This is a genomic window from Nocardioides furvisabuli (assembly GCF_021083185.1).
GTDB lineage: Bacteria > Actinomycetota > Actinomycetes > Propionibacteriales > Nocardioidaceae > Nocardioides > Nocardioides furvisabuli.
This window is the reverse complement of record NZ_JAIGQB010000002.1, coordinates 607045-628522: the sequence shown is the minus strand read 5'-3', so window position 1 is coordinate 628522 and position 21478 is coordinate 607045. Positions and strand designations below refer to the sequence as shown.

The window sequence follows — 21478 nt, the reverse complement described above, 5'->3', positions numbered from 1 at the left end:
GTACGCCCGTGTCACGCGACACGACTGCCCGCCCCGTCTCAGGTGCAGGGTGTCACCGGCTCACCGTCCAGCGTGTTGCCGGACTGCACCGACGGCCGGGACGCCGCGCTCTGGGCGCTGCACAGCCCCCACCGGACGTCCCCACCGAGCCTGTTGCCGGTGAGGACCACGCCGTCGTCGCGGGCACCGCCGAGCATGATGTTGAAGGCCCCGCCCGACACCCAGTTGTCGACGACCCGCGCCGCCGAGTAGCCGCCGTTGGCGTCCTCGAGGTAGACGGCCGCGTTGTAGGTGTCCTGGAACGAGCCGAGGTCGAAGTTGTTGCACTCGACCAGGACGTCGGTTGCCCCGCGCACCTGGATGCCGTCGTAGTGGGAGTCTGCCGGCACGTCGATGTCGTGGATCCAGCTCCTCCGCAGCGTGAAGCCCTCGATGTAGCCGCCGGAGTCGCTGGTCACGTGGACGGAGTCGCCGTCCCGGGCGCCACCGACGTCCGTGCGGTCCACCAGCATCCCGGACGCGGAGGAGGCCCAGATGTGCGGGACGGTGGAGTCGAGGATGCGGGTGCCGGGGGCAGTGCTGCCGATGGGCGCGGTCGAACGCACGTTGCGGATCGTGACGTCGGCGGCCGCGACGACGAGAGGGGACGAGATCTCCACGTCCTGCACCACCGTGCCCGGGGTCGTGATGCGACCGGGTCCGTCGTAGGGCTGCAGCGTGCCGGTGTGGCCGGTGTTGCCGGCGTCGGGCTGTGCGCACGCCGACGGGCTCGTCGGGGTCTCGGTCGGGGTCTCGGTGGGGGTCTCGGTGGGGGTCTCGGTGGGGGTCTCGGTCGGGGTCTCGGTCGGGGTCTCGGTCGGCGTGGACAGCTCGGCGACCCGGGCCTCGAGGTCGGTGACGCGCTCGTCGAGGGCGTTGAACTCCTCGAGCGACGGCACACGGAGCCCCTCGCCTGGCTCGGACGCCGCGAAGGCCGCGACAGTGACGACGGAGATCGTCGCCAGCACGAGTCCGGTGGGTGCGAGACGCCTGAGCGCGGCCACCACCCGTCGGGCGGGGCGCGTTTCGTTGCGGGGGGTCGGGTCTGACATGGGGGCGTCCAATCTGGGCGAATGGGGCTTGCTCCCACTCTCCGTGGCCGCGCTGCCGATGTATACGGCCCAAATGGGGGAGGGACGTGCGGCGCTCGCGACACGTGGGAGCGAGGATGGAGTCGTGAGGGCGATCTTCTTCGACGAGGACGACGCGCAGACGGTCGTCGCGCGGCTGCGTGCGGACGGCTTCGAGGCGCGCGTGGAGCGGGAGCGGCTGGCCGGCGAGGACGACGACGAGGACCACCCGTGGGCGGTGGTGAGCGACGCACCTGCCTTCATGCTGGAGGTCCTGGTGGACACCCACGACGGCTGGCTCGACGAGGACGACGGAGGTCCCGGCACGGGTGAGGAACACGGTGACCCCCTGCCTCCGTTGCACCTCCCGACCGCGCCGAAGCGCATCAAGCGCCCCGACCTAGGCTGAGGAACATGACCGACCGCCGCATCCTGCTCGTCCACGCCCACCCCGACGACGAGTGCATCGGCACCGGAGCCACCATGGCCCGCTACGTCGACGAGGGCGTCGGCGTCACCCTGGTCACCTGCACCGCCGGTGAGATGGGGGAGGTCCTCGTGCCGGACCTGGCGCACCTGGCCTACGACGAGTCGGGCGGGCTGGGCGAGCACCGCCGCGGCGAGCTCGACGAGGCGATGAAGGTCCTCGGCGTCACCGACCACCGCTTCCTCGGCGGCTTCGGCCGCTTCCACGACTCCGGCATGGCCTGGCACGCCGACGGCCACGCGATCGCGGCCGAGAAGATCCCCGACAACGCCTTCTGGACCGCTGACCTGAACGAGGCCGCCGACGAGCTGGTGCCGGTGATCCGCGAGGTCCGGCCGCAGGTGCTGGTCACCTACGACCAGTTCGGCGGCTACGGCCACCCCGACCACATCCAGGCCCACCGCGTCGCGATGTACGCCGCCCAGCTGGCAGCCGCGCCCTCCTACAAGCGCGAGCTCGGCGAACCCCACGACATCGCGAAGATCTACTGGACGGCGATGAGCGAGTCGCGGATGCGCGCGAGCCTGCGGGCGCTGCGCGAGTCGGGCGACACCGAGACCTTCAAGGGCATGGAGCCTGACGGCAAGCTGCCGGCCTTCGTGACCCCGGACGACCTGATCAGCGCCCGCGTCGACGGCTCGAAGACCGTCCAGCGCAAGATGGACGCCCTCGCCGAGCACGACACCCAGGTGGAGACGGACGGGGGCTTCTTCTCGGGCGCCGAGAGCGGCCACGCGTGGTGGTCGGAGGAGTTCTACCGCCTGGTCAAGGGCACCCCCGGTCCGCCCGACGCCGACGGCTTCGAGGACGACCTCTTCGCAGGTCTGTGAGGACGCTGGCCGCTGTCCTGGGCGCCCTCCTCACCGGCGCCGTCTCCGGCGCCGCCGGGACGCTGCTGCACCAGAGGTGGTGGGGGCTCGCCCTCGCGCTCGTCACCGGCCTCGTCGTGCTGGCCTGGTTGCCGCCCGGCGTGGTCCGGCTGGCCTTCGCCCTGGGGTGGTGGGTCCCCGTCGCGCACGGGGCGCTGGAGCGCCCGGCGGGCGGCTTCCTGATCTCCGCCGACACCGCCGGCTCGTCCTTCCTCGCAGGCTCCGCAGTCCTGCTCCTCGCCGCCGTCGCGACGGCCGCGTCGGGCCGCCGGCGCCCCGCGGAGCGCCCCGGGGATCACGGGGTTCGGCGCACGGCGACCTAAACTCGCGGCGTGCCGAAGAACCAGTTGCGTCCCGACGGCCAGCCCCGCGACAAGGCTGGCGCCTCTGTCGTCGTGTGGCTGCTGCTCGGCCTCGTGGTCCTGTTCGGCGGGCTCTACGTCGCCGCACACTACGTCGCCGGCGACAAGGTGCCGCGCAACACCACCGTGTCCGGCGTACGCATCGGAGGGCACCCGCAGGGCGAGGCCGCGCAGCGCCTGCAGGCGGGCCTGGCCGACCGGGTCAACCGGTCGATCGCGACCACCATCGACGCTCAGCAGGTCGCCATCGACCCGGCCCGCGCGGGACTGGCAGTCGACTACGACGCCTCGGTCGCCGAGGCCGGCGGCGAGCGCAGCTGGGATCCGGTGCGCCTGTGGAACTACTTCACCGGCGGCGACGACTTCCAGGCCGAGGTCGAGGTCGACGAGACGGCGTACGCCGCCCAGCTCGCCGAGCTGGACGAGCAGCACGGCGCCGCTCCCCGCGACGGTGCCGTGGCCTTCGACGGCGCCGACATCCGCACCACGAAGGCCCGCGCCGGCAAGGCGCTCGACCCGAGCGACACCCTGGCCGCGCTCCAGGACGCCTACCTCGCGGACTCCCCGGACGTGGTCGCGCTCGAGATGTCCCGGGTGACACCTGACATCGACGCGAGCGACGTCCAGCAGGCACTCGACGGCTTCGCCTCGCCCGCGGTCGCGGCGCCGGTCACCCTCGGGTTCGAGGGCTCCGAGGTGAAGGTCTTCCCCGAGAACTACACCGCCGCGCTGAGCCTGGTGCCCACCGACGGCGAGCTCGTGCCCACCCTCGACGGAGCGGTGCTGACCGAGGTCGTCGGCTCGCGCGTCACCAGCGGCGCCCCGGTCGACGCGAGCGTCGCCCTGGTGAACGGTCGCCCGCAGGTCGTGCCGGCGAAGCCCGGCGTCACCTTCGACCCCGCCGAGCTCGAGGCAGGCTTCCTCGACGCGGTCGCCCGCCCGCAGGGCGAGCGCCGGATCGACCTCACCGCCACCGTGGCGAAGCCGGACTTCACCACCAAGGAGGCGCGGGCGCTGAAGGTCCGCGAGGAGGTCTCGTCCTTCACCACCTACTTCCCCTACGCGGAGTACCGCAACACCAACATCGGCCGCGCCGCGGAAATCGTCGACGGCACCCTGCTCGAGCCCGGCGAGACCTTCTCGATGAACGACATCGTCGGGGAGCGCACCGAGGCCAACGGCTTCACCAAGGGCTACATCATCAGCGACGGCATCCTCGTCCAGGACCTCGGCGGCGGCGTCTCCCAGATGGCGACCACGCTGTTCAACGCCATGTTCTTCGCCGGGCTCGAGGACGTCGAGCACAAGCCCCACTCGTTCTACATCGACCGCTACCCGGTCGGCCGCGAGGCCACGGTCGCGTGGGGTGCGGTCGACCTGAGGTTCAGGAACGACACCCCCTACGGCGTGCTGGTCGACACCGCCTTCACGAACTCGACCCCGTCGTCGTCGGGAGCGGTGACTGTGACGATGTACTCCACGAAGTACTGGGACGTCACGACCACCACGGGCGAGCGCCACAACATCACCAAGCCCAGGACCCGGCGCATCGACGACCTCACCTGTCACCCCAACGAGGGCTTTGGCGGCTTCGACATCGACGTCGTGCGCTACTTCACCCCGGTCAACGGCAACCCCGAGACGCGCGACGACGAGGTCTTCAGCACGACCTACACCCCGAGCGACACCGTCATCTGCACCAACCCCGACGCCGTCGACGAGTAGGCGACCGGTCTTCCTCAGCGCGCGACGAGGTAGCGGTTGGTGTGGTGGGTGGTGAAGCCGTGCCGCCCGTAGAGCGCGATCGCGCCAGCGTTGTCGGTCTCGACGTGCAGGAGCGCCGTGGTCGCGCCGAGCGAGGCACCCCAGTCGAGGACCTCTGCCAGCACGGCGGTGGCCAGGCCCCGGCGCCGACTGCCCGGGTCCACGACGAGCGACTCGACCAGCAACCAGTCCCCGGACAGCACCCCGCGGCCGGAGGCGACCCCGCCGTCGAGCGACACCACCACGGAGTCGGGCAGCTCCTCGATCTCGGCCGGCACGTCGGGGGCGGCTGATCGGACGGACCTCAGGGCGCGCGCCACGGACGCCAGCTGGGCGTGTGCGTCGCCGTCGCCCATCGGAGCGAAGCCGAGGGGTGCCAGCGTCTGCTCGACCTGCGAGCCGCGCTGCACCTGCACCGTCGGCACCTGGCCGAGGGCGTCGTAGAAGCGGCGTACGCCCCACGCCGCGTCCGCCCACCCGATGCCCGGGCCGTCCATGGCGAGCGCGGAGTTGCCGCGGCGGCGGAGCCGGCCGCCGTGCGGGGGAGACGCCCGCAGCTGCCACTGCCCCAGCGGCTGGATCGTGATGGACGACCAGAGCGCTGCGACGTGCTGCTCGACCTCCTGCGCCGGGACGCGGGCGCGCACCGACGCGCGCGGCGGCACCGGCTTGCCGGTGACCACCTCGGCCAGCGGGACCGTCACGGGACCGTGCCCTTCCCGGTCGACCGTGAGCGAGCCCGAGCCCCACTCCGTGCAGGTGCCGAGGATGTCGCTCGCGCGGCCGTCGGGGAGCAGGTGGCGCACCACGACGCGCTGCCCGACGACGTGGGGACCGAGGCCGTGGCTGCCCACGCCAGTCTCGTGTGACTGGGGTTCCGGCGCATCGGTCATGGCGAGATACTAAGGTTGCCCGCGTCCCACCCCGTGCCCCCTCAGGAGGATCCGGTGACCTACGTCATCGCCCAGCCGTGCGTCGACCTCAAGGACCGCGCGTGCGTCGACGAGTGCCCCGTCGACTGCATCTACGAGGGCAAGCGGATGCTCTACATCCACCCCGACGAGTGCGTCGACTGCGGCGCCTGCGAGCCGGTCTGCCCGGTCGAGGCGATCTTCTACGAGGACGACACCCCGGAGGAGTGGAAGGGCTACTACGACGCCAACGTCCACTTCTTCGACGACCTCGGCTCGCCCGGCGGTGCCGCCAAGATGGGCGTCATCGACAAGGACCACGAGCTCGTCGCCGCGCTGCCCCCGCAGGAGCACGACGAGTGACGGGTGGGCCGGTCTCCGGCCGCCTCCCGGACTTCCCCTGGGACAAGCTCAGCGCCCACGCGGCCACGGGCCGAACGCATCCCGACGGCGTGTGCGACCTGTCGGTGGGCACCCCGGTCGACCCGACCCCGCAGGTCGTGCAGGACGCGCTCCGGGAGGCCGCGGACTCCCCGGGCTACCCGACGACCATCGGGCTGGAGACCACCCGCCGGGCTGCGATCGACTGGCTGGCCCGCCGACACGGCGTCACCGGCCTCGGCCTCGACGGCGTGCTGCCGGTGATCGGCTCCAAGGAGCTCATCGCCTCGATGGCGGTCCACCTCGGCATCGGCGCCGGCGACCTCGTCGGCTACCCGGCGCTGGCCTACCCGACGTACGAGGTGGGCGCGGCGCTCGCGGGCGCCGACAGCCTCGCCACCGACTCGCTGACCGCGTTCGGTCCGCGCGCCCCGCGGCTGCTGTGGATCAACAGCCCGGCCAACCCCAGCGGCCGGGTGCTGCCGCTGGAGCACCTGCGCAAGGTCGTCGACTGGTGCCGCGAGCGCGGCACGCTGCTGGTCTCCGACGAGTGCTACCTCGAGTGCGCCTGGGAGGGTGACGCACCGCTGTCGGTGCTCGACCCGCAGGTCAACGGCGGCTCCCTGAGGGGCATCCTCGCCGTCCACTCGCTGTCCAAGCGGTCCAACCTCGCGGGCTACCGCTGCGCCTTCGTCGCCGGCGACCCCGCGGTGGTGGGAGAGCTGCTGGCGGTGCGCAAGAACCTCGGCCTCCAGATGCCCGCACCCCAGCAGCGCGCGATGATCGCCGCCCTCGAGGACGACGACCACGTCGCCGAGCAGCACGCCCGCTACGCCGCGCGGCGCGCGACCCTGCGGGCGGCACTGGAGTCGGCGGGTTTCCGCATCGACCACTCCGAGGCCTCGCTCTACCTCTGGGCGACCCGCGGCCAGGACTGCTGGACGACCGTCTCCGAGCTCGCCGAGCAGGGGATCCTCGTGGCTCCCGGTGAGTTCTACGGACGCGCCGGACGCGAGCACGTACGCGTCGCCTTCACCGCCACCGACGAGCGGGTCGAGGCGGCCGCCGCGCGCCTGCGCGGCTGAGGAGTCAGTCGAAGACGTCCACGTGGACGTGGTCGCGGTGCTCGAGGATCGCCCGGTCGCCCCGCGACGACGACGGCACCCGGTAGTCGCGCCAGCCCTCGCCCGCCCAGGACCCGGCCCGCCAGATCCGGTCGTCGAAGATGATGGTCCTGATGTCGAGGCGATCGGCGTTGGCGACGAGGTAGGAGGCGATCGCCCAGCCCCGCTTGGTGTTCTCGGCGTTGACCGGGCGGAAGAACACGTCGACCGCACGACCCTCGTAGTGCGCCGACCCCTCCATGTGGCCGCTCGAGACGCCGCCGGGCTCGAACCCGCCGAGCGACAGCCGGCCGAAGCGCTGCTCGAGGTCACGGCGTACGACCGCGGCGCGCGGCACCAGGCCGGTCTCGTCGAGCTCGTCGCCGGCCTCCTCGGCATCGCCCGGCACGTCGCACCAGAACGCGCCCGGCGAGTTGCCGGTCAGCGCGGAGGCGAGGGCCCGGCCGTCCTGCTCGTGGTCGGCGTAGGCGTCGGGGTAGGCCGAGCGCTGCACCTCCTGCGCGGCGACCGTGATCTCCATCGTGTCGTAGCCGTCGACCTGCGCGAGGGCGTCGTAGAAGGCGTTCGTGGCGAAGACGGGGTCCGTCAGCTGCTCGACGCTGCCCCAGCCCTGCGACGGTCGCTGCTGGAACAGCCCGACGGAGTCGCGGTCGCCGTAGTCGATGTTGTAGAGCTTCGACTCCTGGTAGGCCGTGGCCAGCGCGATGCTGGCTGCGCGCGCCGGCATGCCGCGCTCGACCGCCACGGCCGTGATGAGCGCGGCGTTCTCGGCCTGCTCCAGATCGACCTCGACGGTGTGGCCGTCGACCTCCGCGGTGCACCCGCTGGTGTCGAGGATCGACGGCACCCCGCCGCGGTCCACCACCACCAGCGCGGTGGCCACCGCGCCGGCGGCCACGAACGCGCCGATCGCGGCCTGGCGCACCGACGGCATGGCTAGTTGGCGTGCAGGGCCGCGTTGAGGGCGATCCCGTCGCCCTTCCACGGCACTGCCTCGATGGCGCCGCTGACCGAGTTGCGACGGAAGAGGATGTTGTCGACCCCCGAGAGCATGGCCGCCTTGACCACCTGCGACGTGCCGTCGACGTCGCTGACGGTGACCTTGGTGCCGGCGGTGACGTAGCAACCGGCCTCGACGACGCAGTCGTCGCCGAGGGAGATGCCGATGCCGGCGTTGGCACCGAGCAGGCAGCGCTCACCGACGGAGATGACCTCCTTGCCGCCTCCCGACAGCGTGCCCATGATCGAGGCCCCGCCGCCGACGTCCGAGCCGTCGCCGACGACCACGCCGGCGGAGATGCGACCCTCGACCATCGACGCGCCGAGGGTGCCGGCGTTGAAGTTGACGAAGCCCTCGTGCATGACGGTGGTGCCCTCGGCGAGGTGGGCGCCCAGCCGGACGCGGTCCGCGTCGGCGATGCGTACGCCGCTGGGCACGACGTAGTCGACCAGGCGTGGGAACTTGTCGACCCCGAGGACGGTGACGTGCTGGCCGGTGGCGCGGAGCCGGGCGCGGGTCGTCTCGAAGCCCTCGACCGCGCAGGGGCCGGCGGAGGTCCACACCACGTTGGTGAGCAGTCCGAAGACGCCGTCCATCGACATGCCGTGCGGCTTGACCAGCCGGGTCGAGAGCAGGTGCAGCCGCAGCCACACGTCCTCGGTCGTGGCCGGGGCGTCGTCGAGGTCGGCGATCTCGACCAGGCGCACCTCACGGCGTACTCCGCGGGCCTCGTCGTCCCCCTCGAGCGCGGCGAGCTCCGCAGGCACCGCACTCCCGGTCGCGCCGAGGACGGGGGAGGGGAACCACACGTCGAGGACGGTGTCGCCGTGCAGGGTCGCGAGGCCGTAGCCGGAAGCAGCAGTCACGCGGCAAGGGTACGGAAGCGGCCCCACCCGGCCGGGCGGAGGGCTACTGCCCGGCGCGGCCGTCGACGCACTCGCGCACGAGGTCGGCGTGCCCGCAGTGGCGGGCGTACTCCTCGATCATGTGGACCACGATGTCGCGCACCTCGACAGGATCACCGTGCACGTCGACGATCGCGTCGAGGTCGGTGCGTTCGAGGACCTCTCGGGCGTGGGCGATCTCCTCCTGCCACAGCGCGTGTGACTCGCGCACCAGCTCGTCGTCGGCCTCGGGGAAGGCGAAGCCGGCGTCCTCGGCCTCGTCCTGGAACAGTCGGGGGACGTCCATCCGGGCCTCGACCACCCGGCGGAACCAGCTGTGCTCGACCCGCGCCATGTGTCGCACCAGCCCGAGCAGCGAGATGCTCGACGGCGGCACCGCCTTCGTCGCCAGCTGCGCGGCGTCGAGGCCGTCGCACTTGAGCGCCAGCGTCTGGCGGTAGTGCTCGAGGTAGCCCACCAGGCACTCCCGCTCCCCGCGGGTGGGCCCCATCTGCATCCGGGGGTCCTGGTCGGTCGGGAGCCACATGCCGTCGTACCCGGGGTTCGCCATGGAGGTCAGCCAAGCGCACGGCTCGTGGGGTAGTCCACCGGGATCTGGCTGGTAGTCCACCGGGAAATGGTCGTCCCGGAGGCATTCCGAGGACCACATGCCGGTGGACTACCCCGACGGTCTCAGCTCGAAGAACTGCCCTGTGGATGACCTGCTGGGCGGACGCGAGGCGGGAAGGCTTCCGTCGTGTTCGTCCCGAGACCTTTTCACCGTCGACGACCCGGCCTGGTCGGTCCGGTCCGCCCGGACGCGTCGGGGAGCGAGGGCCCCACGCACGGTCAGGCTCGCGGGCCGCAATGGCGCAGGACGAGCCAGGGCTTGTACGTCCCGGCTGCGGTCGACGTCACTCCGGATCAACGAATCGTCGAGGCGGCCGCCGTCCTCCGCGCCGACGAGGCGGTGACGGGGTGGGCCGCGCTCCGCTGGCAGGGCGCGGCGTGGTTCGAGGGCACCGACGGGCAGACCGGCCGGCGTGACGTGCCACTGCTGGCACGCAGAGACCGGGCGGCGCCGACGGGAGCGATGGTCAGCCAGGAGTTCCTCCACCCGGACCAGATCACGACCGTCGACGGCGTCCCCGTCACGCTTCCCGTGCGGTCGGTGGTCCACGAGATGAGGTACGCCGACACGCTGGGTGAGGCCGTGGTCGCGCTCGACATGGCGTGCTACTCCGACCTCGTCAGCCTCGCAGAGGTGACGGCGTACGTCGCGACGCTGGGGCCGGTGACCGGGATCCAGCAGGCACGCGACGCCCTCGTCCTGGGCGAGGAGAACTCGTGGTCACCGAAGGAGACGGCGATGCGGGGTGTCTGGACGATGCGGGCCGGGCTCCTTCGCCCTCTGTGCAACGCGCCGGTCTTCACGCTCGAGGGCCGCCATGTCGGCACGCCCGACCTTATCGATCCCGAGCTGGGACTCGTCGCGCAGTACAACGGCTCCGACCACATCTCGCTCGCCGGGACGGCCGCCGACGTGAACAAGGACGCCTCCTACCGCGACCTCGGCCTCGAGAGGGTGACCATGCTCGTCACCGACTGGGGCGAGATCGACGACTTCACCCGCCGGCTCCTGGAAGCCGCGGGACGAGCCAGCGCCCGGACGGCCCCGCGACGGTGGCGGATCGAGCCGCCGACCTGGTGGACACCGACCCACACGGTCGAGCGCCGTCGGGCTCTGCCGGGCCTCGAGCGTGAGCGCCTGCTGGGTTACCGGCGTACGGCCTGACGGGCTCGTCGTTCGGGCAGCGACCCTCTCCGTCACGTCGGGGTAGTCCACCGGGAACTGGCTGGGTTGGGGGACCCGGAGCGACCAGATCCCGGTGGACTACCCCGACCGAGCAACCAGATCCCGGTGGACTACCACCTACCGCCGGGACCCCACCGCCCACGTTCCCGCACGCCAGCCGCAGGCGTGCGCGAGACTCGGACCATGAGGACGCGTCGACGCTGGATCCGTGTGCTGGACAGCCCGGTCCGGGTGGAGGAGTCGGTCACCTTCGAGGTGCCGCGCAGCGCGGAGGAGGTGTGGGACTTCATGTGGGACCCGCAGTCCCTCTACGTCATCGAGCCGGACGTGACCTACGCCGGCACGCTGCCCGGCACCCCCGACGGCCAGGTGGGGGAGGTCCAGGTGTCGATGCACCGCACCGGTCCTGAGCGCCAGCTGACCGCGCTCGAGGTGGTCGCCCTGGAGCCCGGGCGGATGGCGACGACCCGCACCCTGACGGCTGCGCTCCCCAGCGGCGGACGTCTCGACGTCGAGCCGACCGGCGAGCACTCCTGCCGGCTGACCCAGCGCTTCCACACCGACGTGCCCGTCGGCGTCGAGGCCGGCTACGTGGAGATTCAGCGTGCCGGCCTGCGCGAGGCGGCGCTCGAGCTGGAGGCACGGGTGCTGGGCCACTTCGGCAACTGATTCGCGCGTGCCCGAGCACACGCCGTACGATCGCCGCAGGCGTCTGAGCCGTCATCAGCGGCGAGCCTCGGGAAGAACGGGTACGGCGATCCGGCCGCCACCTCACTAGACCCCGACGGGTGCGGCCCGACACAGCCGGAACGAGCGGTCGTCTCCCCGCCGGGGAGCGGCAAGCGAGGTGGTACCGCGGTCTGCAGATCGTCCTCGTGGTGAAGACCCGAGACGTACGACGCACCGCGAGGAGCACCCCAGATGGCCTACCCCAAGGTCTCGCACACCGACGCCACGACCGTCGCGAGCAGCCCCCGCTTCCCCGAGATCGAGGAGGCCGTGCTGGCCTACTGGGAGGCCGACGACACCTTCCGCGCGAGCGTCGAGCAGCGCGAGGCCGGGGCCGACGGCGGCAACGAGTTCGTCTTCTACGACGGCCCGCCCTTCGCCAACGGCCTGCCGCATTACGGCCACTTGCTCACCGGCTACGTCAAGGACCTCGTCCCGCGCTACCAGACGATGCGCGGCAAGCGCGTCGAGCGCCGCTTCGGCTGGGACACCCACGGCCTGCCCGCCGAGCTGGAGGCGATGCGCCTCAACGGCATCAAGACCACCGACGAGATCGTCGAGCTCGGCATCGAGAAGTTCAACGAGGCGTGCCGCCAGAGCGTGCTGAAGTACACCGGCGAGTGGCGCGACTACGTCACCCGCCAGGCGCGGTGGGTCGACTTCGACAACGACTACCGCACCATGAACCCCGAGTTCATGGAGTCGGTCATCTGGGCCTTCAAGCAGCTGCACGACAAGGGGCTGGTCTACGAGGGCTTCCGCGTGCTGCCCTACTGCTGGCAGGACGAGACGCCGCTGTCCAACCACGAGCTCCGCATGGACGACGACGTCTACCAGATGCGTCAGGACCCGGCCGTCACCGTCGGCTACGACGTCACCACGGACGGCCCGTTCAGGGGCGTGAAGGTCCTCGTCTGGACGACGACGCCGTGGACGCTGCCGTCCAACCTCGCGGTCATGGTCGGCGAGGACATCGACTACGTCGTCGTCACCTCCGACGGCCCCACCGGCAGCCCCGAGCGCTACCTCGTCGCCGAGGCCCGCCTGGCGTCGTACGCCCGTGAGCTGGGGGAGTCGCCCGAGGTCAGCTGGCGCGGGACGGGCGCCGACCTCGTCGGCCTGGAGTACGCCCCCCCGTTCAGCTACTACGCCGGCCACGAGCGCGCCTTCCGCCTCGTGCCCGCCGAGTTCGTCACGACCACGGACGGCACCGGGTTGGTGCACACCGCCGGCGCCTTCGGTGAGGACGACAAGGTCGTCACCGACCGCGAGGGCATCGAGGCGGTCATGCCGGTCGGCAAGGACGGGCGGTTCACCTTCCCGGTCACCGACTACGAGGGCATGCAGGTCTTCGACGCCAACCTGCACGTGATCGACCACCTCAAGGCATCGACCAAGGGTGACGGCGAGACGGGAAGCGTCACCCCCGGCACCGTGCTCGTCCGCCGCGAGACCTACGACCACTCCTACCCGCACTGCTGGCGCTGCCGGCAGCCCCTGATCTACAAGGGCGTCTCGTCGTGGTTCGTCGAGGTGACCAAGGTCAAGGAGCGGCTCATGGCGCTCAACCAGGACATCCGCTGGGTGCCCGACCACATCAAGGACGGCCAGTTCGGCAAGTGGCTGGAGAACGCCCGCGACTGGTCGATCACCCGCAACCGGTTCTGGGGAAGCCCCGTCCCGGTGTGGAAGTCCGACGACGAGCACTACCCGCGCCTCGACGTCTACGGCTCGTTCGAGGAGATCGAGCGCGACTTCGGGACGCTGCCGCGGGACAAGGACGGCAACCCCGACCTCCACCGCCCGTTCGTCGACGAGCTGACGCGTCCCAACCCGGACGACCCGACGGGCAAGTCCACGATGCGCCGCGTCACCGACGTCCTCGACGTGTGGTTCGACTCGGGCTCCATGAGCTTCGCGCAGGTGCACTACCCGTTCGAGAACAAGGACTGGTTCGACCACCACTTCCCCGGCGACTTCATCGTCGAGTACATCGGCCAGACCCGCGGCTGGTTCTACACGATGCACGTCCTGGCCGGCGCGATCTTCGACCGACCCGCGTTCTCGACCTGCCTGAGCCACGGCATCGTCCTGGGCAACGACGGCCAGAAGATGTCGAAGTCCCTGCGCAACTACCCCGACGTCCGCGAGGTCTTCGACCGCGACGGCGCCGACGCGATGCGCTGGTTCCTCATGTCGAGCCCGATCCTGCGCGGCGGCAACCTCGTCGTCACCGAGCAGGGCATCCGCGACTCGGTGCGGCAGGTGCTGATCCCGCTGTGGAACAGCTGGTCATTCTTCACCCTGTACGCCAACGCGGCGGGTGGCGGCGCCGGTCACGAGGCGACGTGGCGCACCGACAGCGCGCACCCGATCGACCGCTACATCCTGGCCAAGCTGCGCGACTACGTCGCCGCGATGACCGACCAGCTCGACAACTACGAGGTCGCTGCTGCGTGCGACTCCACGCGCAGCTTCCTCGACGTGCTGACCAACTGGTACATCCGGCGCTCCCGTGAGCGTTTCTGGGACGAGGACGCCGACGCCTTCGACACCCTCTACACCGTGCTCGAGGTCGTCTGCCGGGTCACCGCGCCGCTGATGCCGCTGACGACCGAGGAGGTCTGGCGCGGCCTCACCGGCGAGCGCTCGGTGCACCTGGCCGACTGGCCCGCCGCTGACGACCTGCCGGCCGACGAGGCGCTGGTCGCCTCGATGGACACCGTCCGCGACGTCTGCTCGGCGGGCTCGGCGCTGCGCAAGGCCGCGAACCTCCGCAACCGCCTGCCGCTCTCGCGCCTGACGGTGGTCACCGAGGCCGACCTCACCGGCTTCGAGTCGCTGGTGGCCGACGAGCTGAACCTCAAGGGCGTCGAGCTGTTCGCGACCGACGCGCCCGAGGCGGCGGCGTACGGCGTCTCGCAGCGCCTCACCGTCAACGCCCGCGCGGCCGGCCCGCGCCTGGGCAAGGACGTCCAGCTCGCCATCAAGGGCTCGAAGTCCGGCGACTGGTCGGTGGCCGAGGACGGCACCGTCACCGCCGGCGGGCTCGCGCTCGTCGCGGGGGAGTACGCCCTGGAGACCGTCGCCGGCACCTCCGCGGACGACACCGTCATCGGCATGCTGCCGCGCGGTGGCTTCGTCGTCCTCGACACCGCGGTGACGCCGGAGCTCGAGGCCGAGGGCACCGCCCGCGACCTGGTGCGTGCGGTCCAGCAGGCCCGCAAGGACGCCGGGCTCCAGGTGAGCGACCGCATCTCGCTCACCCTCGCCGGCCCGGAGGAGACGCTCGCCGCCGCCCGGACCCACGAGGCCCTGATCGCGGAGGAGACGCTCGCCGCCAGCGTGGCGTACGCCGACGCCAGCGAGGTGTCGGTGGGGGTCACCAAGGCCTGAGCCGGCCGGACTCAGTCGAGCGGCGGCGGTGGCGGACCGAGCACCTGGATCTGGAACTGGGCGCACACCTGTGCGACCCGCTCTCCGTCGACCTCGGTCGGTTCGGGCAGCCCGGGCGCCTCCGCAGGCTCCCCGAGCGTCCGGACGAAGTCGTCGAACTGGGCCGGGGTGGTGACCTGGAAGACGCGCGCGGTCGGCGAGAGCACCTGGAACTGGTGCGGGCGCTGCTTGGGCAGGAAGACCGTCGCGCCCTCACCGACGACCGCCTCGACGTCGCCGCTGACGAAGCGCACCTCACCTGCCAGCACGCGGAACAGCTCGTCCTCCAGGTCGTGGCTGTGCAGGGGTGGTCCGAACCCGCGCCTGGCCTCGAACTCGAGCGCCGTCATCGCGCCGTCGGTGTCGTCGCCGCCGACCAGCAAGGTCTGCAGCGTGTTGAGGAAGTGCCAGTGCTCTCCCTCGCCGGGACCGAGCACCTGGGGGGTCTGCAGGGTCATGGGACTCGCCTTCCTGTCGCGGACGTCGATGCACGCCACGCTAGGAGCCGGCCCCGGCGACCGGTCTGCCATGGACGGCCCTACCCGAGATGGGGGAGGCGATCCGGTCGGCCGGGCCCACGCTGACAAGATGGGCGACATGGATATCGACCTGGGCGCCGACGTCGTCACCCTCACCCAGCAGCTCGTCGACATCTCCTCGGTGTCCCACGAGGAGCAGGAGATCGCCGACGCGGTCGAGGCCGCCCTGCGCGGGCTCCCGCACCTCGTCGTCACCCGGCGTGGCCACACGATCGTGGCGCGCACCGAGCTCGGCCGCGGCGAGCGCGTCGTGATCGCGGGTCACCTCGACACGGTGCCGCTGAACGACAACCTCCCCTCGCGCCTCGAGGGCGGCGTCCTCCACGGCCTCGGCAGCTGCGACATGAAGGGCGGCGACGCGGTGATGCTGAAGCTCGCCGCCGACGTGCCCGAGCCCAACCGCGACCTGACCTTCGTCTTCTACGAGGCCGAGGAGGTCGACTCGGTCCACAACGGGCTGCGCAAGCTCACCGAGAGCGACCCGCACCTGCTGGAGGCCGACTTCGCGATCCTCATGGAGCCCAGCAACGCCGCGGTCGAGGCCGGCTGCCAGGGCACCATGCGCGTCGACGTCCGCACCACCGGCGAGCGCTGCCACAGCGCGCGCAGCTGGAGGGGCGTCAACGCCATCCACCTCGCCGGGCCGGTGCTGGCGCGGCTCAACGACTACGTTGCGCGCGAGCCGGAGATCGACGGCCTGATCTACCACGAGGGCCTCAACGCCACCGGCATCCGCGGTGGCGTCGCCGGCAACGTGATCCCGGACGAGTGCGTGGTCGAGGTCAACTTCCGCTTCGCCCCCGACCGCAGCGAGGCCGACGCCGAGGCGTTCGTCCGCGACTTCTTCGAGGGGTACGACGTCACGGTGACCGACATCGCCGCAGGTGCGATGCCCGGCCTCGACCGCCCGGCGGCGAAGCAGTTCCTCGAGGTGGTCGGCGGGGAGGTCGCGCCGAAGTTCGGCTGGACCGACGTCGCGCAGTTCACCAAGCTCGGGATCCCGGCGGTCAACTTCGGCCCCGGCGACCCGATGTTCGCGCACAAGCAGGACGAGCACGTGCCGATCGAGCACATCGAGCGCTGCGAGCGCCTGCTCAAGGACTGGCTGGCATGACCGACCGCTCCCACGACCGGATGAAGGGTCCCGTCATGACTCGCCGCAGCCAGGTCGAGGAGGGGTCGACGACCGACCAGCGCCTGCTCGACTCGCGCGGGCCCAGCGACTGGGTCCACACCGACCCGTGGCGGGTGCTGCGCATCCAGGCCGAGTTCGTCGAGGGCTTCGGCGCGCTCGCCGAGCTCGGGCCCGCGATCGCTGTCTTCGGCTCGGCCCGCACCGCGGCCGATCACCCGTTCTACGCGATCGGTGAGGAGGCGGGTCGCAAGCTGGCCGAGGCCGGCTTCGCAGTGATCACCGGCGGTGGACCCGGCGCGATGGAGGCGGCCAACAAGGGCGCCTGCGAGGCCGGGGGAGTGAGCGTCGGCCTCGGCATCGAGCTGCCCTTCGAGTCCGGCCTCAACCAGTGGGTCGACAAGGGCATCAACTTCCGCTACTTCTTCGCCCGCAAGACGATGTTCGTCAAGTACTCCCAGGGCTTCGTGGTGCTGCCCGGCGGGCTCGGCACCTTCGACGAGCTCTTCGAGGCGCTCACGCTGGTGCAGACCCAGAAGGTCACCTCGTTCCCGATCGTGCTGATCGGCACGTCCTACTGGCAGGGCCTGCTCGACTGGCTGCAGGGCACCGTGCTCGCCGAGGGCAAGATCAACGCCGCGGACCTCGACATGCTCGTGGTGACCGACGACGTCGACGAGGCCGTGGCGCTGATGGTCGCCGCCCGCGAGGACCGCTTCCCCACGCCACCGCCGGAGCGTCCCGAATGATGTGGCTGTTCGCGGTGCTGATCGTCCTCGCCATGGCCGGCGTGGCGATGGTGGCCTCCGGCCACGGCGGCTCGATGGCGCCGGCGTACGACGACCGCCCCGACCTCGCGCTGCCCGAGGACCGCCCCCTGGAGGCGCGCGACCTGCGCCGGGTGCGGTTCCCCCTCGCGCTGCGCGGCTACCGGATGTCCGACGTCGACGCGCTGCTCGCGCGCCTGGCCACCGAGCTCGAGGACCGGCGCGAGGACGGGACCCGCGACGGACCCGACGCCGACGGCTCGTCTGGCGAGCCGCTTCGCGACTAGGGCAGACTGCACGGCCATGTCGTTCCCGATCGTCGTGTGGATCCTCACGGCCCTCGCCGCCGTGGCGATCGTGCTGACCCGCCTCCGTCTCAAGGGCGACGGCGCGGCCGGCCAGTTCGCGATCAGCAGGCGGGTTCCGCTCGCCCACTTCGTGGCAGGCGTGCTCGCGCTCGTGCTGTGGTCGGGCGTGCTGGTGGCTCCCGAGGACTCCTTCGTCGGCGGCCCGCTCATCGGCATCGTGGCGATCGCCTGCTGGTGGGTCACCGCCATCTGCGGACTGCTGATCCTGGCCCGCTGGCTGCCGTCGCGGGGACGGCACGTGCCGGCCGCGGCGGGCGACAGCTGGAGCGACGGGCCCGGCCTCTCCCTGCTGGCCCACCTCGGCATGGTGGTCGGCGTGCTGGTCTTCACCTACGCCTACCTGACCGCCGCCGTCTGATGCCACGTCGGCGGGCGACGGTCGTGGTCGGCCTCCTGCTCGCGGGCCTCGTGACGCCCTCGCCGGCAAGCGGCGTACGGGCCACGTCCGACGAGCGCCCGGCGGTGGTCGAGGCGCGCACCATCGGCCACTCCGTGGAGGGACGGCCGATCCGCGCCTGGCGCCTCGGCGAGCCGGGCAGGCGCCGGATCGTGCTCGTCTCGACGATGCACGGCGACGAGCCCCACACCCGGGCGATCCTGGAGACGCTGCGCGACGGACGCGCGATCCGGGGCGTCGACCTCTGGGTGGTCCCGACCTACAACCCCGACGGGTTGGCGCGCGGCACCCGGCGCAACGCCCGCGGCGTCGACCTCAACCGCAACTTCCCCCATCGCTGGAAGGACCTCGACGGGCGCTACGAGTCCGGCCCCGGGCCCGCCAGCGAGCCCGAGACGCGGGCGGTGATGGCGTTCCTCGAGGAGATCGACCCGGTGCGGGTGGTGAGCTTCCACCAGCCGCTCAATGGTGTCGACACCGACACCAAGGACCCGCGGTTCGCCCGTCGCCTGGCCCGCGCCCTGCGCCTGCCGCGCACCTCCCTCGACTGCGGCGGGCTCTGCCACGGCACCATGACGATGTGGTTCAACCACCGGATGCGCGGCTCGGCGCTCACGGTCGAGTACGGCGCGCGCCCCCCGCGCCACCGGATGGTCGTCCAGGCCCCGCGGCAGCTGCTCGGCGCCCTCGGCGCGCACCGCACCTCGCGCGGCTGATGCTCAGCGGCCCCGGAAGGCCGGCTTCTCCTTGGCCATGAAGGCGGTGACCGCAGCGAGATGGTCCTCGGTGCCGCCGGTGAGCGCCATCTTCTCCGCCTCGAAGTCGAGCGACTCCTCGAGCGGGTGCGAGGCGGCGTACGCCACTGCCTGCCGGATCGCGCCGAACGCGACGGTCGGCCCCGCCGCGAGTCGCGCCGCGAGCTGCCCGACGGTGGCGGCGAGCTCGGCCTCCGGCACGACCTGCGTGGCCAGGCCCAGCTCGAGCGCCTCGTCGGCCGGGACGGTGCGGGGGAAGTAGAGCAGCTCCAGCGCCTTGGCGCGGCCCACGAGGCGCGGCAGCGTCCAGCTCGACCCGGTGTCGCACGACAGTGCGACCCCGGCGAAGGAGGTGTTGTAGCCGGCCGTGTCGACCAGGATCCGGAAGTCGGCGGCGAAGGCCAGGCTCGCCCCGGCGCCGGCGGCGACGCCGTTGACCGCCGCGATCACGGGCTTCGGCATCGTGGACAGCGCGAGCATGATCGGGTTGTAGTGCTTCTCCACCGTGTCCGACAGCGGCACGTCGGCCTCGCCGGTGAGGCCCGAGAGGTGCTCCTTGAGGTCCTGGCCCACGCAGAAGGCGCGGCCGCTGCCGGTGAGCACGACGCAGCGCACGCTCGCGTCGTCGGCGACGCGTCGCACGGTCTCGAGGAGCAGGTCCTTGGTGGCGACGTCGAGGCCGTTCATCGCCTCGGGCCGGTTGAGGGTGATGGTCGCGACGGCGTCGGAGACGTCGAGGAGGACGGGAGCAGTGCTGGTCATGGGGGCAGTCTGCCCGACGCAGTTCGCCTGTCCGGGTGCCCTGTGGTGCCGATCACGCCGTCCATGGGGGATAATGGAGGAGTACGACGCCGATCGAGGTGGCCAGGCACGACTCAGCCGCCTCGATTCGCATGTGATGAGCCACCATCGCCGAACCGATGGCAGAACAGGAAGAGGTGCGCCGATGGCCGCCATGAAGCCCCGCACGGGCGACGGACCCCTCGAGGTCACCAAGGAGGGGCGCGGCATCGTCATGCGCGTCCCGCTCGAGGGCGGTGGGCGTCTGGTCGTCGAGCTGAACGCCGACGAGGCACGCGCTCTCGGCGACGCCCTCAAGGACGTCGTCGGCTGATCGTGGCCAACCCCCAGCTGCCGACGCAGGTCTCCCCGCCCGAGTTCGCCCTCAGCCCGGCGCTTCCCCACCAGATCGGTGGCGCCGAGGTCTGGGCCTTCCCGGTCCTTCCCGGCGACGACGGCCCCCTGCTCGGGCCCGGCGCCGACGAGGCCTCGGAGCTCCTCGGGACCGACCTCCTCGCCGCGCTCGAGGCCGCCCGGGCCACGGGGCGCACGGGTGAGGTCACCACGGTCCCCGTGGCTGGCCTCCCGTCGGCCGACGACGTGAGCGTCGTGCTCCTCGTCGGCGTGGGTGAGGCCTCGGTGACCGACTTCCGGCGCGCCGGTGCCGCCCTCGCGCGGGCGACCAAGGACCGCGTCAGCGTCGTCACCTCGGTGGCGGCGATCGCGCCCGAGGACGGGCTGGGTGCCTTCGTGGTCGGGGCCATGCTGGGCTCCTTCGCCTTCCACTGGCGCTCCACCGGCCCGCGGGAGCGGCCGGTCGCCCGCATCGTGCTGGCCGACGTCACCGACGACGGTGCCGACGACGAGCTCGCCCGGGCGATCGCCCTCGGTGGGGCCGGGTGGCGCTCGCGGGCGCTGGCCACGGTCCCGGCGAACCTGAAGACGCCCGCGTGGCTGGCCGAGCAGGCCGTCGAGGTCGGCGAGGCCGCAGGTCTCGAGGTGCGCGTCTGGGACACCGACCAGCTCGCCGAAGAGGGATTCGGCGGCATCCTCGCCGTCGGCGGCGCCTCGGCCCACGGGCCGCGGCTGATCCGCATGGACTACACCCCCCGCGGGGCGACGAAGAAGGTCCCCACCGTCGTCCTCGTCGGCAAGGGCATCACCTTCGACACCGGTGGTCTCGACATCAAGCCCAGCGAGGGCATGCTGACGATGAAGCGCGACATGAGCGGCGGCGGCGCGGTCATCGCCGCCATGGCCGCCCTGCGCGACGTCGACTGCCCGGTGCGCGTCATCGGGCTGGTCCCCGCGGCCGAGAACGCCGTCAGCGGCACGGCCATGCGCCCCGGTGACGTGATCACCCACTTCGGCGGACGCACCTCCGAGGTCAACAACACCGACGCCGAGGGCCGTCTCGTCCTCGCCGACGCGATGGCGTACGCCGTCTCCGAGCTCGCGCCGACCGTCCTGGTCGACGTCGCCACCCTGACCGGCGCGATGAAGGTCTCGCTAGGGCAGTGGACCGGCGGCTACTTCGCCAATCACGAGGGACTCGCCGTGCAGGTCGAGTCCGCTGCCGCCGCCTCGGGCGAGAACGTCTGGCGGATGCCGCTGGTCGAGGACTACGAGGAGCGGGTCGCGTCCAAGATCGCCGACGGCGACAACGCCGCCGGTGGCGCCGGCGCGATCACCGCGGCCCTGTTCCTCCAGCACTTCGCCGGTGACGTCCCCTGGGCGCACGTCGACTTCGCCTCCGCCGCGGAGTCCCCGGCCGACCGCCACGAGTGGACGGCCGGCCCCAGCGGCTTCGGGCCCCGCCTGCTGCTCGCCTGGCTGGGCTCCGAGGACCCCCTGGCCGGGATCGCCTGA

23 protein-coding genes are annotated in these 21478 nt (G+C 71.9%); 16 read left to right on the top strand and 7 right to left on the bottom strand.

Features of this window, described 5'->3' with window-relative positions; all coding sequences use genetic code 11:
- Positions 1-38: 38 nt before the first annotated feature.
- Complete coding sequence (locus tag K4G59_RS06285; protein ID WP_231250100.1) at positions 39-1091, bottom strand: hypothetical protein; 1053 nt, start codon at positions 1089-1091, stop codon at positions 39-41.
- Positions 1092-1215: 124 nt separating this feature from the next.
- Here K4G59_RS06285 and K4G59_RS06280 point away from each other — a divergent pair, with 124 nt between their 5' ends.
- From K4G59_RS06280 to K4G59_RS06265, 4 genes are read left to right on the top strand one after another with little or no spacing between them, the layout of a single operon-like run.
- Positions 1216-1518: a hypothetical protein gene (locus K4G59_RS06280; protein ID WP_231250099.1), complete on the top strand. Its 303-nt coding sequence runs from the start codon at positions 1216-1218 to the stop codon at positions 1516-1518.
- Positions 1519-1523: 5 nt separating this feature from the next.
- Complete coding sequence (gene mshB, locus K4G59_RS06275) at positions 1524-2426, top strand: N-acetyl-1-D-myo-inositol-2-amino-2-deoxy-alpha-D-glucopyranoside deacetylase (RefSeq protein WP_231250098.1); 903 nt, start codon at positions 1524-1526, stop codon at positions 2424-2426.
- Positions 2423-2788 (top strand): hypothetical protein, encoded by a 366-nt coding sequence (locus K4G59_RS06270; protein WP_231250097.1) that lies wholly within the window; start codon positions 2423-2425, stop codon positions 2786-2788. Before mshB ends, K4G59_RS06270 begins: the two co-directional genes overlap by 4 nt.
- 9 nt (positions 2789-2797) lie before the next feature.
- Positions 2798-4552 (top strand): VanW family protein, encoded by a 1755-nt coding sequence (locus K4G59_RS06265; protein WP_231250096.1) that lies wholly within the window; start codon positions 2798-2800, stop codon positions 4550-4552.
- 14 nt (positions 4553-4566) lie between these two features.
- On the opposite strand, the gene K4G59_RS06260 is transcribed toward K4G59_RS06265, so the two are convergent.
- Positions 4567-5484, bottom strand: a complete 918-nt coding sequence (locus K4G59_RS06260) for a GNAT family N-acetyltransferase (RefSeq protein WP_231250095.1) — start codon at positions 5482-5484, stop codon at positions 4567-4569.
- 54 nt (positions 5485-5538) lie between these two features.
- On the opposite strand from K4G59_RS06260, the gene fdxA reads away from it, so the two are divergent.
- Positions 5539-5865, top strand: coding sequence for a ferredoxin (gene fdxA, locus K4G59_RS06255; RefSeq protein WP_056604759.1), 327 nt, complete (start codon positions 5539-5541; stop codon positions 5863-5865).
- Complete coding sequence (gene dapC / locus K4G59_RS06250; protein WP_231250094.1) at positions 5862-6968, top strand: succinyldiaminopimelate transaminase; 1107 nt, start codon at positions 5862-5864, stop codon at positions 6966-6968. Before fdxA ends, dapC begins: the two co-directional genes overlap by 4 nt.
- 4 nt (positions 6969-6972) lie before the next feature.
- On the opposite strand, the gene K4G59_RS06245 is transcribed toward dapC, so the two are convergent.
- The 3 genes from K4G59_RS06245 to K4G59_RS06235 are packed head-to-tail and all read right to left on the bottom strand — an operon-like array spanning position 6973 to position 9462.
- A complete protein-coding gene (locus tag K4G59_RS06245) occupies positions 6973-7941 on the bottom strand; it encodes a VldE C-terminal domain-containing protein (protein WP_231250093.1) in 969 nt (322 codons plus the stop codon).
- 2 nt (positions 7942-7943) lie between these two features.
- The gene (gene dapD, locus K4G59_RS06240; protein ID WP_231250092.1) at positions 7944-8873 is read right to left on the bottom strand and encodes a 2,3,4,5-tetrahydropyridine-2,6-dicarboxylate N-succinyltransferase; all 930 of its coding nucleotides are present in this window, start codon (positions 8871-8873) and stop codon (positions 7944-7946) included.
- A 43-nt stretch (positions 8874-8916) separates the two neighbouring features.
- Entirely contained in the window at positions 8917-9462 is a 546-nt protein-coding gene (locus tag K4G59_RS06235) for a DinB family protein (RefSeq protein WP_231250091.1), read from the bottom strand.
- A gap of 318 nt (positions 9463-9780) precedes the next feature.
- Here K4G59_RS06235 and K4G59_RS06230 point away from each other — a divergent pair, with 318 nt between their 5' ends.
- The 3 genes from K4G59_RS06230 (at position 9781) to ileS (ending at position 14832) form a co-directional block, all read left to right on the top strand.
- Positions 9781-10686, top strand: a complete 906-nt coding sequence (locus K4G59_RS06230) for a hypothetical protein (protein WP_231250090.1) — start codon at positions 9781-9783, stop codon at positions 10684-10686.
- A gap of 204 nt (positions 10687-10890) precedes the next feature.
- On the top strand, positions 10891-11376 hold the full coding sequence (locus tag K4G59_RS06225) for an SRPBCC family protein (protein ID WP_231250089.1): 486 nt from the start codon (positions 10891-10893) through the stop codon (positions 11374-11376).
- A 252-nt stretch (positions 11377-11628) separates the two neighbouring features.
- Positions 11629-14832 (top strand): isoleucine--tRNA ligase, encoded by a 3204-nt coding sequence (ileS, locus tag K4G59_RS06220; RefSeq protein ID WP_231250088.1) that lies wholly within the window; start codon positions 11629-11631, stop codon positions 14830-14832.
- Between the two features lie 11 nt (positions 14833-14843).
- Here ileS and K4G59_RS06215 read toward each other — a convergent pair whose 3' ends face one another.
- Positions 14844-15329 (bottom strand): quercetin 2,3-dioxygenase, encoded by a 486-nt coding sequence (locus tag K4G59_RS06215; protein ID WP_231250087.1) that lies wholly within the window; start codon positions 15327-15329, stop codon positions 14844-14846.
- Between the two features lie 130 nt (positions 15330-15459).
- On the opposite strand from K4G59_RS06215, the gene dapE reads away from it, so the two are divergent.
- Genes dapE through K4G59_RS06190 form a run of 5 tightly spaced genes read left to right on the top strand, consistent with a single transcriptional unit; the run spans position 15460 to position 18790 of the window.
- Positions 15460-16524, top strand: a complete 1065-nt coding sequence (dapE, locus tag K4G59_RS06210; protein ID WP_231250086.1) for a succinyl-diaminopimelate desuccinylase — start codon at positions 15460-15462, stop codon at positions 16522-16524.
- On the top strand, positions 16521-17291 hold the full coding sequence (locus K4G59_RS06205) for an LOG family protein (RefSeq protein WP_231250085.1): 771 nt from the start codon (positions 16521-16523) through the stop codon (positions 17289-17291). Before dapE ends, K4G59_RS06205 begins: the two co-directional genes overlap by 4 nt.
- Positions 17288-17596 (top strand): DivIVA domain-containing protein, encoded by a 309-nt coding sequence (locus K4G59_RS06200; protein ID WP_231250084.1) that lies wholly within the window; start codon positions 17288-17290, stop codon positions 17594-17596. The genes K4G59_RS06205 and K4G59_RS06200 overlap by 4 nt, the downstream gene beginning before the upstream one ends.
- A gap of 16 nt (positions 17597-17612) precedes the next feature.
- Complete coding sequence (locus tag K4G59_RS06195; RefSeq protein ID WP_231250083.1) at positions 17613-18035, top strand: hypothetical protein; 423 nt, start codon at positions 17613-17615, stop codon at positions 18033-18035.
- A 23-nt stretch (positions 18036-18058) separates the two neighbouring features.
- Positions 18059-18790, top strand: coding sequence for a M14 family zinc carboxypeptidase (locus K4G59_RS06190; protein ID WP_231250082.1), 732 nt, complete (start codon positions 18059-18061; stop codon positions 18788-18790).
- A gap of 3 nt (positions 18791-18793) precedes the next feature.
- On the opposite strand, the gene K4G59_RS06185 is transcribed toward K4G59_RS06190, so the two are convergent.
- Positions 18794-19591, bottom strand: a complete 798-nt coding sequence (locus tag K4G59_RS06185) for an enoyl-CoA hydratase/isomerase family protein (RefSeq protein WP_231250081.1) — start codon at positions 19589-19591, stop codon at positions 18794-18796.
- Positions 19592-19775: 184 nt separating this feature from the next.
- Between K4G59_RS06185 and K4G59_RS06180 the strand changes: the two genes are divergently transcribed.
- Both K4G59_RS06180 and K4G59_RS06175 read left to right on the top strand, forming a co-directional pair.
- Positions 19776-19943: a DUF3117 domain-containing protein gene (locus K4G59_RS06180; RefSeq protein ID WP_082587569.1), complete on the top strand. Its 168-nt coding sequence runs from the start codon at positions 19776-19778 to the stop codon at positions 19941-19943.
- A 2-nt stretch (positions 19944-19945) separates the two neighbouring features.
- A complete protein-coding gene (locus tag K4G59_RS06175; protein WP_231250080.1) occupies positions 19946-21478 on the top strand; it encodes a leucyl aminopeptidase family protein in 1533 nt (510 codons plus the stop codon).

Excerpts from the sequence above, each read along its gene's own strand:
- K4G59_RS06205 (WP_231250085.1), top strand. The coding sequence starts at position 16,521 with ATGACCGACCGCTCCCACGACCGGATGAAGGGTCCCGTCATGACTCGC.
- K4G59_RS06200 (WP_231250084.1), top strand. The coding sequence starts at position 17,288 with ATGATGTGGCTGTTCGCGGTGCTGATCGTCCTCGCCATGGCCGGCGTG.
- K4G59_RS06245 (WP_231250093.1), bottom strand. The coding sequence starts at position 7,941 with ATGCCGTCGGTGCGCCAGGCCGCGATCGGCGCGTTCGTGGCCGCCGGC.
- K4G59_RS06260 (WP_231250095.1), bottom strand. The coding sequence starts at position 5,484 with ATGACCGATGCGCCGGAACCCCAGTCACACGAGACTGGCGTGGGCAGC.
- K4G59_RS06180 (WP_082587569.1), top strand. The coding sequence starts at position 19,776 with ATGGCCGCCATGAAGCCCCGCACGGGCGACGGACCCCTCGAGGTCACC.
- K4G59_RS06235 (WP_231250091.1), bottom strand. The coding sequence starts at position 9,462 with ATGGCGAACCCCGGGTACGACGGCATGTGGCTCCCGACCGACCAGGAC.
- K4G59_RS06215 (WP_231250087.1), bottom strand. The coding sequence starts at position 15,329 with ATGACCCTGCAGACCCCCCAGGTGCTCGGTCCCGGCGAGGGAGAGCAC.
- K4G59_RS06195 (WP_231250083.1), top strand. The coding sequence starts at position 17,613 with ATGTCGTTCCCGATCGTCGTGTGGATCCTCACGGCCCTCGCCGCCGTG.
- K4G59_RS06225 (WP_231250089.1), top strand. The coding sequence starts at position 10,891 with ATGAGGACGCGTCGACGCTGGATCCGTGTGCTGGACAGCCCGGTCCGG.
- K4G59_RS06185 (WP_231250081.1), bottom strand. The coding sequence starts at position 19,591 with ATGACCAGCACTGCTCCCGTCCTCCTCGACGTCTCCGACGCCGTCGCG.
- dapE (WP_231250086.1), top strand. The coding sequence starts at position 15,460 with ATGGGCGACATGGATATCGACCTGGGCGCCGACGTCGTCACCCTCACC.
- K4G59_RS06285 (WP_231250100.1), bottom strand. The coding sequence starts at position 1,091 with ATGTCAGACCCGACCCCCCGCAACGAAACGCGCCCCGCCCGACGGGTG.
- ileS (WP_231250088.1), top strand. The coding sequence starts at position 11,629 with ATGGCCTACCCCAAGGTCTCGCACACCGACGCCACGACCGTCGCGAGC.
- mshB (WP_231250098.1), top strand. The coding sequence starts at position 1,524 with ATGACCGACCGCCGCATCCTGCTCGTCCACGCCCACCCCGACGACGAG.